General features: G+C 43.3%; 9 protein-coding genes. 8 read left to right on the plus strand and 1 reads right to left on the minus strand.

Translation table 11 applies throughout. The features are described from left to right. Positions 1-8 precede the first annotated feature (8 nt). The 8 genes from tssH to H735_RS17130 all read left to right on the plus strand — a co-directional run bounded on the left by tssH (position 9) and on the right by H735_RS17130 (position 15,229). A complete protein-coding gene (tssH, locus tag H735_RS17090) occupies positions 9-2,573 on the plus strand; it encodes a type VI secretion system ATPase TssH (protein ID WP_020196278.1) in 2,565 nt (854 codons plus the stop codon). Between the two features lie 207 nt (positions 2,574-2,780). Next, positions 2,781-3,260, plus strand: coding sequence for an Hcp family type VI secretion system effector (locus H735_RS17095; RefSeq protein WP_005426862.1), 480 nt, complete (start codon positions 2,781-2,783; stop codon positions 3,258-3,260). A 50-nt stretch (positions 3,261-3,310) separates the two neighbouring features. Continuing rightward, on the plus strand, positions 3,311-5,146 hold the full coding sequence (gene tssI, locus H735_RS17100; RefSeq protein WP_020196277.1) for a type VI secretion system tip protein TssI/VgrG: 1,836 nt from the start codon (positions 3,311-3,313) through the stop codon (positions 5,144-5,146). Between the two features lie 12 nt (positions 5,147-5,158). After that, complete coding sequence (locus H735_RS17105; protein ID WP_020196276.1) at positions 5,159-5,449, plus strand: PAAR domain-containing protein; 291 nt, start codon at positions 5,159-5,161, stop codon at positions 5,447-5,449. Further along, the gene (locus H735_RS17110) at positions 5,450-6,280 is read left to right on the plus strand and encodes a hypothetical protein (protein ID WP_020196275.1); all 831 of its coding nucleotides are present in this window, start codon (positions 5,450-5,452) and stop codon (positions 6,278-6,280) included. Between the two features lie 8 nt (positions 6,281-6,288). Next, positions 6,289-10,539, plus strand: a complete 4,251-nt coding sequence (locus tag H735_RS17115) for an RHS repeat-associated core domain-containing protein (RefSeq protein WP_020196274.1) — start codon at positions 6,289-6,291, stop codon at positions 10,537-10,539. Between the two features lie 484 nt (positions 10,540-11,023). Further along, positions 11,024-12,163: an exonuclease SbcCD subunit D gene (locus H735_RS17125; RefSeq protein WP_020196272.1), complete on the plus strand. Its 1,140-nt coding sequence runs from the start codon at positions 11,024-11,026 to the stop codon at positions 12,161-12,163. Positions 12,164-12,172: 9 nt separating this feature from the next. Next, the gene (locus H735_RS17130) at positions 12,173-15,229 is read left to right on the plus strand and encodes an AAA family ATPase (protein ID WP_020196271.1); all 3,057 of its coding nucleotides are present in this window, start codon (positions 12,173-12,175) and stop codon (positions 15,227-15,229) included. A gap of 103 nt (positions 15,230-15,332) precedes the next feature. On the opposite strand, the gene H735_RS17135 is transcribed toward H735_RS17130, so the two are convergent. Then, the gene (locus H735_RS17135) at positions 15,333-15,716 is read right to left on the minus strand and encodes a cystatin domain-containing protein (RefSeq protein ID WP_020196270.1); all 384 of its coding nucleotides are present in this window, start codon (positions 15,714-15,716) and stop codon (positions 15,333-15,335) included. Positions 15,717-15,806: the final 90 nt, after the last annotated feature.

Below are 15,806 nucleotides of genomic sequence, written 5' to 3' on the forward strand. Positions count from 1 at the left end.
GAATCAAAATGGCTTTACTCTCACTTTCAGCGTTGGTCGAAAGGTTATCACCTGTTGCACGAGAAACACTTGAGCAAGCTGCCGCTATGGCCAGTTCGCGTACTCACCATAGTATTGAAATGACGCATTGGTTACTCACCATCGTCCAAAATCCCAATCAAATCTATGCTGAAGTCTTCGATAAATTTAATGTCGACGCGCAGGTAGTTGAATCACAGCTACTATCTCAACTAGAAAAGTATAAAACAGGTTGTGAGTCAGTTCCGGGGCTTTCAGCACATACAGTTTCGGTGATGCAAAACGCCATGATGGTCTCGACGATTGAGTTTCAAGCAACGGATCTTGATTGTATCCATCTGCTAAGTGCTTATTTGTCCGATGAAAGCTTGGCGAACGTGATGAACCAAGTAAGCACAGAGCTAGACAAAGTAGAGGCAAGTGCACTCCTTGGATTTTCAGAGGGGAGTTCACCACATCAAGCTGGCGTTACTGGAACTAAAGGGTCGCACGCGGCGTTGGATCAGTTCACCGTGGATCTCACTGAACAAGCAAAGGCAGGGAAGATTGATCCAGTAGTTGGACGAGAGAATGAAATCCGTCTAATGATTGATATTTTGCTTAGAAGGCGTCAAAACAACCCAATTCTGACGGGTGAAGCTGGGGTCGGTAAAACAGCGGTTGTCGAAGGACTGGCTCAAAAGATCGTCGACGGAGATGTCCCTCCAGCGCTAGAAGGCGTTTCAATTAAGTCTCTTGATATGGCTCTGCTTCAAGCAGGAGCGGGCATGAAAGGCGAATTCGAAAATCGGTTAAAAAACGTAATTAAAGAGGTTAACGAGTCTTCCACGCCAATCATCCTTTTCATTGATGAAGCTCATGGTTTGATTGGTGGTGGCGGACAAGCTGGTCAAGGTGACGCTGCGAACATTCTCAAACCTGCTCTGGCAAGAGGTGAGCTGCGAACAATAGCAGCAACGACCTGGGCGGAATACAAAAAATACTTTGAGAAAGACGCAGCCCTGACAAGACGATTTCAAGTTGTCAAAGTGGAAGAGCCAACGCCAGCGGTTGCCGTAAACATGCTACGTGGACTATTGAGTGTTATGGCTGAACACCATGGTGTTTACATAACCAGCGATGCTTTAGAGGCCGCTGTACAGCTCTCCTCGCGTTACATAAATGGAAGGCAGTTGCCAGACAAAGCCGTTTCAGTTTTAGATACCGCATGTTCCCGCGTGGCCTTGAGCCAAAATGCCATTCCGGGGTTGCTCGATAGCAAAAGGAAATCTGTTCAACTTAAACAAGACGAGTTGAAGCAGCTTGAGAAAGAGTTTCAATTTGGCTCGGAGAATACTGACTCAGTCCAGCGCATAAGACGAGATATTGATGAGTTATCTACTCAGGTCTCTGACTTGGAGTTGCAATGGAACAAAGAACAAACGTGGGTTGAACAAGCGATAGCGTTACGCGAAAAAATTGCTCTAGAACCATTAAGTGAAGATAAGAAAAAATTAATGGAAATCGAAAGCGACCTAAACGCGAGTGCGCAGCCTTTAGTGTTTTCCCATGTTAGCGAGGCTTTGATTGCTGAAGTGATATCAGACTGGACAGGGATTCCATTAGGCAAACTGCAAGATGATGAAATAAAAGCTGTTCTAAACCTAAAAGAGAGTTTAATCGAGAGGGTTGTTGGTCAAGACCACGCGCTAGAAATCATGTCTGAGGTGATCAAAACGGCGAGTGCGCAATTGACTGATGAATCCAAGCCAAACGGAGTGTTTTTATTAACTGGTCCAAGTGGTGTGGGTAAAACGGAATCTGCGTTAGCGATTGCGGAAAAAGTGTATGGTAGTGAGGACAACGTTACCACAATCAACATGTCGGAGTTCAAAGAAGAACACAAGGTCTCATTGTTGTTAGGTTCTCCTCCTGGTTACGTGGGTTATGGTGAAGGTGGTGTATTAACCGAAGCCGTCAGACGTAAGCCGTATAGTGTAATACTGCTGGATGAAATGGAAAAAGCACACCCAGGAGTCCAAGATATTTTCTACCAAGTCTTTGATAAAGGGATAATTAAGGACGGCGAAGGCAGAGATATCGATTTCAAAAACACGATTATCATCATGACAGCGAATACAGGGACGGATACCACCATGTCACTGTTCGATGACCCAGAACTAGCCCCTGATCCAAGTACATTAAAAGACTCACTACATGATGACTTACTCAACGACTTTAAGCCCGCTTTCTTAGGGAGAGTGAATGTCCTTCCGTATGTGCCTTTGGATAAGGAAGTACTGACCCAAATTACACGCCTCAAGCTGAAAAAAGTGTCAGACAGGATCGAAAAACACTATTCGGCTGAACTTCATTTCAGTGACGCCCTTGTAACCGACATAGTGGATAGCAGTAACGCGTCTGGGAGTGGGGCAAGAGTCGTGCAAACAACCATTGAAAATACGCTATTACCGAAAGTTTCTCATGAAATATTGAACGCCATTCTTAATGGTAAGACATTTGAAATAATTAATGTTGAAGGTTCTGTTAAATCATTGAGTGTCTCACTTATTTAACAGTTTTTCTAAAGTAAAAATTATTTGAGAGTCGCTTCATAATAAACATTTTTGATCAGAAATAGCGCTTAATTTAATTCTTAATTAAAGATATAAAAGAGCGTATTTAAAATGAAGTTTTTGATACATCAATCATTAATTATCAAAATAAAATAGATAATTAAAACATTAAGCAATATGTCATTAATAATGCTATAGGAGATTAGCATGCAGTCTAACACGTATCTTAAATATGCAGATATTAAAGGTGAAGCAACTGCTGAGCAGTACAAGGATCTAATTACACTACTATCTGTAGATTGGAGTGTTGGTCGTGAAATTTCATCATTCACTGGTACTGCTATGGACCGTGAAGCAAGTGCAACACGTCTATACGACCTGACAATCACTAAGCTTCAAGACCGCGCGTCACCGGATCTATTTAAAGAAGCGACCATTGGTAAAGGTAAACCAGCTGTATTCCACATCACCAAGCAAGGTGAGAAAGTGGAAGAAATCATGAAAATCGAGCTTACAGATGCAATGATTTCAAACTACTCAGTGTCAATTCAAGATGACCGCCCAATTGAAACTATCACTATTTCATACACTGAAATGATGATGACAGTGACACCAACTGACGATAAGAACAACACATCTGCACCATTAGTATATGGCTACAGCGGTGTGAAAGGTCAACAAATGTAATTGAATTGCGGGAAGTCAACGCTTCCCGCTATTTTATAAAGAAGTATCTAATGAAAAAAGCGACACAGAAAAATAACTTTATTCGTATTTCTACACCATTTGGTACAGATGCCATTATTCTAAATTCATTTGAATATAAGGAAAAAGTATCAGATCTTTTTTCATTACATGCACAAGCTTATTTCAACGGGCAACACGAAGAGCTCAATAATATTATTGGGCAAGAGGTTGTTATCGCTATGGACAATGATCCAAGTGTTAGCTTTCAACCCCGTTACTTTCATGGTGTTGTCTCACGAGCTAAGTTAACAGGATCTCGGGTGACCACAGCTCATCAAGGTGAAAACTATCGAAATATCGATTTACTTATAGAGCCTAAAGTTCGCTTTGCCGATTATCGAGTCCACTCCCGTATTTTTCAAAACAAAGACATTAAAGAAATTGTGTCGGAAGTATTATCTGAACATGACGTAAGCTTTAGCCTAAAGCTTACCAAGTCGTACTCTAAATATACTTATAAAGTTCAATATGAAGAATCTGATCTGGCATTTGTTGAACGACTCCTGTCTGAAGAAGGGATTGCTTACTGCTTCTCACATACAAATTCAGCACACATACTGGAATTGTTTGATGATCTTAACTTTTACATACCTGGTTCAGAGTTTCTTGTCGAACATACGACGGGAACAGGTCAAGCAAGCCACATTTACTCTTGGAATGAAACGCAAATACTGACGACAAAAGCCGCACACAAGTCCGGCTTTAATATGCTCAAGCCTTTATCACCTCCACAGAATCTTACTAGTGGATCTGCACAACTGTTTTCGGTGCCAAATAGTGAGCACTACGAATACTTAGCTGAAGCAGAAACTGACGATGAGTTTGTGTTGCGAAATACACACGCGATCGAATCACTTCAGCAAGACGTTTATCAATGCAGTGGTGAATCGAGTTGCAGAACATTTGCTGTCGGCAAACTTTTTAAATTTAAAAAGCATGAGGATAAGACTCGAGTAGGAAAAGAGTATGTGCTTTCTTCTGTCGCGCTTTCTGCTGCGGTATTTAACCAAACGGGACAGGGCGGTACATCGTCACAAGGTGTGAGGGTTTCGTTTCATTGCGTTGACTCAAACACCATTCTGCGCCCAAAAATGCAGAGGTTTAAACCGCAGATTAGAGGTTTGCAAACCGCAATTGTGACAGGAAACAAAGATGGCGAAATCTACGTCGATAAATTTGGCCGAATCAAAGTGCAGTTCCACTGGGATCGTGAAGGTCAATATGATGCGAACAGTTCATGTTGGATTCGAGTCGCTCAAGCCAGTGCGGGCAATGGCTGGGGGAGTGTATTCCATCCAAGAGTCGGACAAGAAGTTATCGTCGATTTTGTAAATGGAGACCCAGATCAGCCAATCGTAACTGGGGCTCTTTATAACGGTACCCAGCTAACACCCTATCAATTACCTGCTCAAGCTTCCCAAAGCGGCTATAAGTCCCGTTCAGTACAAAAAGGCAGCGACAAGTTCAATGAGTTGCGCTTTGAAGACAAACCCGGCGAAGAGCATGTTTATTTGCATGCTGAGAAGCTCTTTCAAATGGTGGTGGAAGACAATGCCGATATTGCTGTAGAGAACAATAAAAGTGAAAGGATTACCAATGATTTCATGCAAGAGGTTGGTAATAACGCGAGTCAGAAAGTAGGCAAGAACCAAAGGATTGATATCGGTGAAGCTCTTGTCGTTAAAGCAGGTAAGAGCATTGAAATAAAGGTAGGAGGGGCGTCCATACAAATGTCTAGTTCTGGGGAGATCAACATTAAAGGCAACAAGATCTCTATTAATGGTTCAGCCATAGCACTTAAAGCTGGTCAAATTTCTCTTAACTAAAGGTGAGCAGATATGGGTAAACCAGCCGCGGTATTGGGGAGTCACCATGTGTGCCCCAAAAAAACAAACAAAGTCCCTCATGTAGGTGGTCCTGTCGTTGTCGGTTCTCCAAACGTGAAGATTTCAGGTATTCCGGCTGCGCGTCAGGGAGACAAGCTTTCTTGTGTGGGGCCTCCAGACACTATTTCATCCGGGTCTTCGAGCGTCAAAATCAACGGAAAACCTGCGGCTAGGCTGGGAGACTCCACTGCGCATGGCGGTAAAATTGTTGCCGGTAACTCAGCAATATTAATTGGTGGGTAAATGGCGCTATTGTTTCAATCCCAACTTTGTATGCTGGGCGATCAAACGTTTTCTGTAGAGCAATTGGCAAACAATACGCTAAGGCCATCAGAAAAAAACGAACTGATTCCACAAACCAGGGAAAGCTCAGTCCTACCTGCCCATGACAGATTAACTCACTATTCGGAAGCACTGTCTGAATGTGGTGTCGAAGGGCAAGTTTATCTTCTGTTACCAAAGCTATCGGACAAGGTTGAGCTTCAACGTATTACAACGCTGCTTCTTTCGGTGTTTCAACAAGTAGAACCACAACATTTGGCGTTATATCCGTATGGGAGTGCGTCTTTTCTGATGGCACTGAGTCGCATCCAACGAGAAGTAAAACAAACTAAACCATTATGGATTGTCGCTTTACATGTTGCCGATGCTAAAGGGGATCATGACTCATTAGTTGTCGCGCGCTGCTCCGCGCAAAAGCAAGGACTTATATTCAATAAGATCGCAATTGATCTTCAACTCGATAGTAGCAACACCGCGGTTTCACATGTCGTTAAGCAACTCGGAAATTCGTGTGCACAGGAGTTGGATGAATTGATGTTGTCAACCGAAGGCAATGAGCCTGTGTGGTTGGATTCAATTCAATTCCTTTCTCCTTGGGTTAATAGAGACACCTCCTATCGGCTAATAGGTACCACGACTGGCTCTTTGGGAGCGAGTGGAGGGGTATTGAAGGCGATTTGTGCTTGCTTGCAGCCGAAAGAAACACACGATAAAAATTATTCAGGTATTCAGCTTGATATTGAGCGTGGTGGGTATGCCGTTGGTGCCACTTACCGCTGGGGTAGTGAGTAACTTACAAAATGAATATACAAAGGATTGTCAAACTCACATCTTTAAACGGAATCACGTTTTACTTTTCCACGCAGCGACTTAGTACCGGCTCGGAACAAAGCTTTGCAACCGCTCGAAGTGCAGAAGCGTTTATTGAGCAATTTCATTTTTCCGATTTAGAGGAGCTCAGTGAGATTGCGTCATGGACAAGCATGAGTGTGACTTTTTCACATGAATACCAGACAAAGACTAAGTCTGAACTTCTTCAAATTATTGCTCAAGGATTACAAGAAAAAATCCTTTTTGCTATTGAGTTGCCTAAGACTGCACCAAGCACATTTTATCCATCGGCTAACATACCTTCCCAAGTCATAAACCAACTGGCGAAGGTTGAGCGTAATAACTCGAAAGCCACTCATTCAGGTACCAACACTGTCGCAAGTAATAGTGCTCCTCAGGAAGAAAGTAGCAAAAGGCATGTAAAAGCAGGCGATCCTGTTTCCATGGTCACAGGGGAAGAAAACCTCTCATTGTCTGATGTCGGACTGCCGAATGGATTGGTTTGGTCACGAACGTATCGCTCATCGTTGTGCGATTCTGCTACCACGCTTGGCTTTGGTTGGAGACATATTTTTCAATATGAGCTAACAGACGTATTGGATGAAAAATCTAATGTGACGGGGTGGTTGTTCATCGACGAAATGGGGGACACAATCCAATTTCCAAATGTCGCCAAAGGCGGAATTAGTTACCAAACTTATGTAGGTGCGAGTTGCCAGAACCATCATAGCGGTTATCGATTAGTTACGTTACGTAATGAAGCTCAAATCAAGTTTTTCTTAAAGAATGAGCAGTGGGTTGCCACTGAAATCCGTCTAGGTCATATGAAAACGGTAAATCTCGAATACTCTCGAAATCACCGTATCACCCATATATGCGTCAACCGACAGAACCAGCTTGAGCTCCAATACAATCATCAAGGCCAATTAATAGAGATTAGAAACCCAAAGACTCAACATTTGCTGGCCAAGTACGATTTCGATGTTGATGGGCGATTGATAGCTGCTCAGAATGAAAACGGTTTAATCGAACAATACCAATACGATGACACAAACCTAATTGTTAAACGAACGAGAGCTAGCGGACTTTCTCACTACTTTACATGGTCTGGGCGAGGGCCTGATGCGCAATGCATGAAAAATTGGGCGGATGAAAGTGTTTATGATTACTCGTTTGAGTTTGATGGGAGCGAATCCAAATACCGAAATTCACTTGGACACTGTTGGCACTATAAACACAATGAACAAGGCAAGCTGCTTGAGAGTGTAAGCCCTGAATCGAGATGTAGGGCATTTGAGTACAACCCACTCGGTAGATTAGTTTGTACTATCAATGCAGATCAGACATACACCCATCATAGCTACAACCCATTTGGTTTGCTCGAGAAACAGACACACTCGTCTGGGGCTACAGAGGGTTTTGAGTACAATGAATTTGGTCAATGCATTAAGCATCAATTTCCTGACGGTGAAATCGAGTTTAAAGAGTTCAATGCACTTGGTCAGCTCGTAAGGCACCAACACAGTAACGGGCTTCAAGAACGCGCCGTATTTGATAAATATGGCAGACAAGTAGAAAAGAGTGCTGATACTGGCTCTCGTACACAATGGTGGTGGAATGACTCGCATCAGCTGTTAGCAAAAAAAGTCGATCAAAGCTTGATTCGCTATAGCTATGACGAGCGTGATCGAGTGAACGGAGTCGCTTACCCACATGGCCTTATAAGCGGATTTGAGCGCAACGAAAGCAACTTACTCACACGCCTATACTTCCAAAGCTCAGAAGATGGCACGTCTCGGGAGCATCGCTACCAATATGACGAAGTTGGGCGAGTTAAACAGATTCATACGCCAAGAGGGACAACCCAAATTGTTTGGGGGAACTTTGCTCAACCAACGGAAATTGTTAAACCAGATCAAAGCTCTTTTTCCTTCACGTACGATGCGGAAAGGAAACTGATATCTATCAAGCGTTCTGACGGTTGCCAATACGAGTTTGAATACACTCCAGATGGCCAGATCAGCCAGACAATTAGCTTCGATCAATTGCAAACAAACTACACCTATGACCGCGCTGAAAGATTAAGTGAAATCTTGCATTGTAGTGGTCGCATCTCTTTTGAGTATGACGAAGTTGGTCGCATCGCTAGGGTGAAAGCCCATGGTAAAAATCGTAGTGCTGAGGACCATTACCAACACACCTTAGGCGGCAAGTTAATCCGCGCGCATAACCGCTTTTCGAACGTTTCCTATACGTATCTAGGTACAAAATTGGTAAGTGAAGAGCAGGGACGCTTTTCTTTCGTCAATCATTACCAAGATAACGGTTTACTACGCTCTCAACGTTATGACGACGGCACAGAGGTGCTATATGAGCATGACCAATTTGGCACGGTATGTGGGTTAATTATTCATTCAACCGGCTCTGAAAGAGAAGAGTCAATTAAGTTTGAATACGATGAATTACAACGTTTATCGATAATCACTTATAGCGCGGGAAAAGAACGAAGAGAGTTCGATGGAATAGGTCGCTTGAAGCGCCAAACGTGGACTGGTTTCGAGCGTAAATACCATTTCAACGCACAGCATTTTCTTTCGCTTATCATCGACAGTGAGAAGGGAGCTCAACATTATCAATATGATGAGCTCGGCCACTTAGAAAGAGTAAAGACAGAAACCTCTGAAGAGTCATACGTCTATGACAGTTTTGGCAACTTTAATGACGACAGTGCGCAGCGAAAACATGACCGTCTTATTGAATACTATGGTATCAGGTACGACTACGATGCACTAGGAAACAGAACCAGTAGTCAAGGCAATGGGCGAGAGCAGTACTGCACTTACGATGCTAAAGGGCAACTGATTGTTGTCGAAAGCGAAGGGCATTTATGTCAATTTGAATATGATGCGCTAGGTCGAAGAACGAAGAAAATCAGCGAAAACGGGACCACCGAATTTATTTGGCAAGGAAGTCATCTAGTCGGTGAGTATTCTCGTTCGGGTTATCGGTGGTATCTATATCAACCAAACAGCTTTGTTCCGCTTGCTCTTATTGAAAACGGCGAGTGTTATTTTTTCCAATGTAATCAAATCGGAACCCCAGAACGTTTGGTGGACTCGAATGGGCAGGTAGTTTGGCAAGCAACATACGATACATTTGGATTTGCTCACGTTGAAATCGAGACGGTTAAAAACAACCTTCGCTTACAGGGGCAGTACTTCGATATTGAGACTGGTCTGCACTACAACTTAGCACGTTACTACGACCCTCAAATAGGTCGATTTATCCAACCCGATCCCATAGGGCTGCTTGGTGGAACCAACCACTATCAGTTTGCGCCAAATCCAGTGTCTTGGGTCGACCCCTTGGGGTTGTGTGCAAAAGAAGACACTCCTGCAGTTCTTGCGGGGCGCAATGATAATGCGCCTGAGAAGTCGGTGTATTACGCAATGGGGTCGGGGAGTTATGAAAAGTTATCTCAGCATAAAAATTCTCAATATTTATTGATGAATGCTCCTTGTCCAAGCGTTTATGACTCTTCCAAACCGTTTGATATTAATGGCCTGTTTGAAGATTTTACTGTTGATAACTATATCGCAGTAACGAGCAGTTTTGGTTATGCATATCCCAGTGAGTATGCGATAAGACCTGTTGGGGCTACAGTAAGTCCAGAAACTATTTCGCAAGTTAAGAACTTAAGCATAGCCGCAGTTTCTGCAGTCTCACCAACTATGTTGCGGACAAACGGAGGTCCTCAAAGCAAGTTAAATTCTAACCAACTTAAAAAGCAGATAACCAAAAATATTGAATTAAGTCACCAAGCTAGGAGAGCATCAAACTTTGAAGTTTTTTTAGCTAAGTCAGATCAGTTAAAATGGGGCTATAAGTCAGACCAATGGGAAAGTCGCAATTTAAAAGAAGGTGATCTTCTCGTTGGAGGATTGCCTGGGCAGTCTTCATATTACACTACCCTTAGTACTTTAGATTTGGCAAAGGGCAGTCGAAGGTTACTTTTTGAAAGCCTACAGGTAGCGCCACACCCTGAGTTTGGTTATCGCCCGAAAGTTGGTGTTTATGTAGTAACAGAGAATCTAAACAAAGTACCTTTTGGAAAGGTTGCAGCAAATATCAACCTAGGTAATGGTGGTGGGGAGCAGTTTTGGTTAAGAGATTATTCTAAAGTTATAAAACTAATAGATGAAATTGATTTAGGGATGTAGACATCATGAAGATAAAGTGTGACAAGATTGATAAGATGATAATTTCACTTGAAAAAAGTGGGAACGCAGTTCGAGATTGTGTTGCTCATTGGGGGAAATATGAGCAAGTCATATTGATGGAAAAAAAACTTGAAAACAACATTGTACTAGAAATACAAAATCACTATCCCTCGTTAAGGTATTGGCATGTAGAAGGCACGCCACATAACCGCCCTGAACAAGGGTTTACATGTGAAGAGTGTATGGTGTCAATTTCATTTCCTATTTAACGTAATAGGTTGTGATTTACAGCTGCTAACTTAATCCTTCACATAAACCGTTACTCTTCTGTCACATATATCAAGCGCTATACAAAATAGGCTTTTAGGTAACGGTTTTGTTTAAACGTTGTATTACCACACAAACCACATGAAAAGCTTACGAACTCACGATATCCTAGGGGATAATAAGATAACGCCATGTAGATGGCAGAAAGTGAATTCGAATGAAGTTTATCCATACCTCAGATTGGCATCTTGGCCGACAGTTTCATAACGTCTCTTTGCTTGACGATCAGCAAGCCGTTCTTAACCAGTTAATCCAATACATTGAAAACAACCCTGTTGATGCGGTTGTAGTTGCTGGTGATATTTATGACCGTTCTGTCCCACCAACTATCGCGATTGAACTACTTAACAAAGTAGTGAAGCGAATCTGTGGTGAGCTAAATACGCCGATGATTCTGATTTCTGGCAACCATGATGGTGCTGAGCGCTTGGGTTTTGGTTCAGAACAGATGAAAAATGCGGGCCTTCACATTATCAGCAACTTCGAAGATATGCTTAACCCTGTTGTAATCGAAACCGAAAGCGCAGGGCAAGTGGCTTTTTATGGCATGCCTTATAACGACCCTGAGCAAGTCCGTTTTGCCTACCAAGAACCCGTTTCGACCCACGATCAAGCGCACAAGTTACTTGCCGAGAAAATCGCTGAGCAGTTCCAATCAGAGCAACGCAACGTTTTAGTCAGCCACTGCTTTGTCGATGGTGCTATTGAGTCTGAATCTGAGCGTCCACTTTCGATTGGCGGTTCCGACCGCGTCAGTCACGAGCATTTCCTCAACTTTGACTATGTAGCGTTGGGGCATTTGCATCAACCACAGAAAAAAGGCGAAGAATACATTCGTTATTCTGGTTCACTGATGAAATACAGCTTTGGTGAACAAAACCAGAAGAAAGGTTTCACGCTGGTGGAAATCGACCAAAACGGGTTTGTCTCGGCCGAGCATGTTGACCTTGCTGCACCTCATGAGATGCGAATCGTTGAAGGTGAGCTTGAACAAGTGATAGAGCAGGGCAAAACCGATCCGAAAAACGAAGACTACTTGTTGGTACGTTTGATGGATAAGCACGCAATCTTAAACCCAATGGAAAAGCTACGTACTGTTTACCCGAATGTTTTGCACCTAGAAAAACCGGGCATGTTAATTGGTGTCGAGCAGGAGATGGCGCAAGCGAAGTTGGCGAGAAGTGAGATAGACATGTTCCGAGACTTCTTCACGGAAGCGCAAGACAGCCAATTATCGCAAGAACAAGATCAAGCGATCAGTGACATCATCAAACAACTTTCTCAGCAAGCTCAGTAAGGACCAAACATGAAACCCATTAAACTGACAATGCAGGCTTTTGGTCCGTTTGCTCAAACAGAAACGATTGAATTCGACAAGCTGGGAACTAACCCTCTGTTTCTTATCAACGGTCCTACTGGTTCGGGTAAAACCTCGATTCTCGATGCGATTTGTTTTGCGCTTTATGGTGAAACAACGGGTAACGAGCGCCAAGGTATTCAAATGCGTTGCGATATGGCAGCGCCAACGTTATTGACCGAAGTGACGCTAGAGTTCTCTTTGCACGGCAAGTCTTATCGAGTGATTCGCTCACCAGAACAAGAAGCACCAAAAGCGCGTGGTGAGGGCATGACGGTGCGTAAGCATACCGCAGCTTTGTATGAGATTACGGACGAAGAAAAGCTCATCACCAGCAAAACAACGCAAGTAAAGACAGAAGTGACCAATATTATTGGCTTGAACGAAACTCAGTTCCGCCAAGTGATGGTGCTACCACAAGGTAAGTTTCGAGAGTTGTTACTTGCGACGTCCAAAGAGCGGGAAGAGATCTTTGGTCAGTTATTCCAAACGGATATCTACAAGAAGATTGAATATGCGCTGAAAGACAAAGCGAGTGCCATTAGCAAAGCCAAAGACGAGTTTGATAACCAAATTCGAGGCGCACTGCAGGTAGCTGGTGTTTCTTCCGAAGTGGAGTTAACAGAGCAGCGTGAAGCGTTATCTTCTCAATTTGAATCTGTACAAAAGCAAGAGCAAGAATCACTGGCTCAATTAAATGCGGTAAAAACGGAACTGCAAAAAGCAGAGGCGCTGAGTAATGAGTTCAAAAAGCGCGAGCACGCCGAAATTGCTTTGAAGCAACATTTGGAAAAGAGCGATGCTGCCTCATCACGTCAATTGCAGTTAGACAATGCGAAGAAGGCAAGCAAGGTTGAGTTGCCTTATGTCACGTTACAAAATGCCTCAAAGCAAACGCAAGAACTTGAGCAAAAGGTGGCTAAGCTTTCTCAAGATCTTACTGTGGCAAATGACGCGGTAAAATCCACAGAAGGCGCATTGCAAACCGCGAAAGAACAAGCTGCACAATTGCCAAAACTGACAGAGCAGCAATACCAACTTGAAGGCATGAAAGGAAAGTTGGTTGAAAAGTCAGAGCTAGAGAAAGCCATTAACGCAGGTTTGACGCAAAAGTCGGAGTTTGAGGTAACGCTTAATAAATATATCGCTCTGAAAGAGAAGTTAACGCTAGAGGCGCAACAGGGTCAGAAATCACTGGATCAAGCTCGAGTTGATGTTGCAAGTATTGGCAGTGTAGAGGCTGAGATAAAACAGCAACAACGTTTGATGCAAGATCTACAGAAGCTCACTGGCTTAAACCAAGAGCTAGCGAAATTGGATGCGTTGACGCCTAGCAAACAAGCTTCGGTTGACCAAGCAAAAGCGCGATACGTAGAACTTCAACGCTCAGCAGATACACTTGAATTGAGCTGGCACAATGCTCAAGCCGCTGTATTGGCTCAGCGCTTACAAACCGGTGAAATGTGTCCGGTGTGCGGTAGTGTAGAGCACCCTCAACCCGCTCAATTTGTTGGTGAAGAGGTAACAAAAGAGCAAGTTCAGCGTGCTCGAAACACGGAGCGAGAAGGGCAAGTTGTACTTAACCAATTGAACAATCAGTTGGAGCAGCACAATATCGCAGTCGGACAATACAAGCAGCAGATTGAGCAACTATCCGTTGAACTCGGTCATAACGCGTCAATGGATTTAAGCGCTTTACAAGCGTCCATGCAGCAGCTCAATGAACGTCTACAGCAATTGTCATCGATTAACTTGGTTCAGTTGGAACAAAGCGTCAATGAGTTAAACCAGCGTTGTGTTACTGGGGAAGGTAAGATCAATGATCTCCAAAACCAGATGGCAGCGAATGAATCGACGATAAAAGTGAACCAAGAGCAACTGGCTAAACTGTCTGCTTCGTTAGATGCTAAGTACTCATCTCTTGAAGTTCTTGAACAAGACATTGTTGCGATTCAAAAGCAGATTATGGATTTGAATACTTCATTAGATACTGCACAAAATCATTTGCAACAAGCTGTACTAGCGAAGACCAATATTGAAAGCCAACTGACAACTAATCAACAGTGGTTGAATGAGGCACTAGAGCGTTTGAACACAGCCAAAACTGATTGGGCGCAAGCGTTGCAGGCTAGTGCATTCGAGGACGAAGCGCAATTCCTAGCATGTAAAGTGGATGAAGCCGAGATGCAGGTTTGGCAGCAAGAAATTGATGCGTTCAAACAGACTCAAATCAAGCTAGAACAAACATTGGCAGATTTAAGTTCAACATTGAAAGACTTGGCGTTGCCGGATTTAGAAGGGCTTAACGTTAAGTTAAACAGCACTCAGCAAAGTTACGTTGAAGCACGTAATCAGCTTGATAGCACGCGCTCTTTGTTTGAACGTCTAGAGAAAGTCCGCAATGACATCGCTACGTTGCATGATAAGAACACTAAGTTAGAAGACGAATATAAAGTGTTTGGCACCTTGTATGACGTTGCAAGCGGTAAAACGGGTAGCCGTATTAGTCTGCACCGATTTGTCCTTGGTGTGTTATTAGACGATGTACTGATTCAAGCCTCACAGCGTTTAAGTCTGATGAGTAAAGGCCGCTATATCTTGGCTCGTAAAACCGAAGGCTTTAAAGGTGCAGCAGGGCGAGGCTTGGATTTGGTAGTAGAGGATAGCTACACAGGTAAAACGCGCGATGTCGCGACATTATCAGGTGGCGAATCTTTCATGGCAGCGTTGGCATTAGCGCTCGGTCTATCTGATGTTGTGCAGTCTTACAGTGGTGGTATTCGTTTAGATACACTGTTTATTGATGAAGGTTTTGGTAGCTTAGATCCGGAGTCTTTAGATCTTGCGATTCAAACCTTGGTCGACTTACAACAAACGGGTCGCATGATTGGCGTGATTTCCCATGTATCTGAACTGAAAGAGCAAATGGCGCAACGCATTGATGTTGAACCGTCGCGACTTGGTTCCACGGTTTCTGTGAAGTCTCAGATGGTATTTGATTCTTAATCGGTAACAGTAGTAACGGTACCGGTAAACATTGATAAACAAAAAGCCCCGCTAGATTACGGTGTAAAATAGCGGGGCTTTTTGGTTCTAAGTCTCGAAGCATTTATTGTTCGCAGAAGCGACCTTCTTTCGGTGACTGCGTAATCGCATACTCACCATCAAGGTTGCGGTAAACAACCGTGTTCCAAACTGAGCCGTCATTCAATTCAAACTCTATCGCGTAGTTCACACCACTCACAATTTGTGCATGAACGGACAAGATCTGTTTAAATGAAGAGAGAGTTTCCATTTTGTTTAGGACAAAGGCCATTGCCTTTTGAGCGTCTGGGGTAGCATCGAATTCGTTCCACCCACCTGGCATATTTCCTTGTGTACTACATACATCTGCCGAGGTTGTTGGCTGTGTCGCTTCATCTTGAGTTTTTTTTTGCTGACATCCGACAAGCAAAACCAAGATTGCGCAAGCTGACACTGTTTTTAATTTCATAAAAATAACCTCTATTTATGTAAGCCCGCATTATATAAGTTGGCATTCCAGCCCAATGTCTACGTTGTGCAAACTTTTTATATGAACAGG

Source organism: Vibrio owensii CAIM 1854 = LMG 25443 (assembly GCF_000817815.1).
Lineage (GTDB): Bacteria > Pseudomonadota > Gammaproteobacteria > Enterobacterales > Vibrionaceae > Vibrio > Vibrio owensii.

Excerpts from the sequence above, each read along its gene's own strand:
- tssH (WP_020196278.1), top strand. The coding sequence starts at position 9 with ATGGCTTTACTCTCACTTTCAGCGTTGGTCGAAAGGTTATCACCTGTT.
- H735_RS17095 (WP_005426862.1), top strand. The coding sequence starts at position 2,781 with ATGCAGTCTAACACGTATCTTAAATATGCAGATATTAAAGGTGAAGCA.
- tssI (WP_020196277.1), top strand. The coding sequence starts at position 3,311 with ATGAAAAAAGCGACACAGAAAAATAACTTTATTCGTATTTCTACACCA.
- H735_RS17105 (WP_020196276.1), top strand. The coding sequence starts at position 5,159 with ATGGGTAAACCAGCCGCGGTATTGGGGAGTCACCATGTGTGCCCCAAA.
- H735_RS17110 (WP_020196275.1), top strand. The coding sequence starts at position 5,450 with ATGGCGCTATTGTTTCAATCCCAACTTTGTATGCTGGGCGATCAAACG.
- H735_RS17115 (WP_020196274.1), top strand. The coding sequence starts at position 6,289 with ATGAATATACAAAGGATTGTCAAACTCACATCTTTAAACGGAATCACG.
- H735_RS17125 (WP_020196272.1), top strand. The coding sequence starts at position 11,024 with ATGAAGTTTATCCATACCTCAGATTGGCATCTTGGCCGACAGTTTCAT.
- H735_RS17130 (WP_020196271.1), top strand. The coding sequence starts at position 12,173 with ATGAAACCCATTAAACTGACAATGCAGGCTTTTGGTCCGTTTGCTCAA.
- H735_RS17135 (WP_020196270.1), bottom strand. The coding sequence starts at position 15,716 with ATGAAATTAAAAACAGTGTCAGCTTGCGCAATCTTGGTTTTGCTTGTC.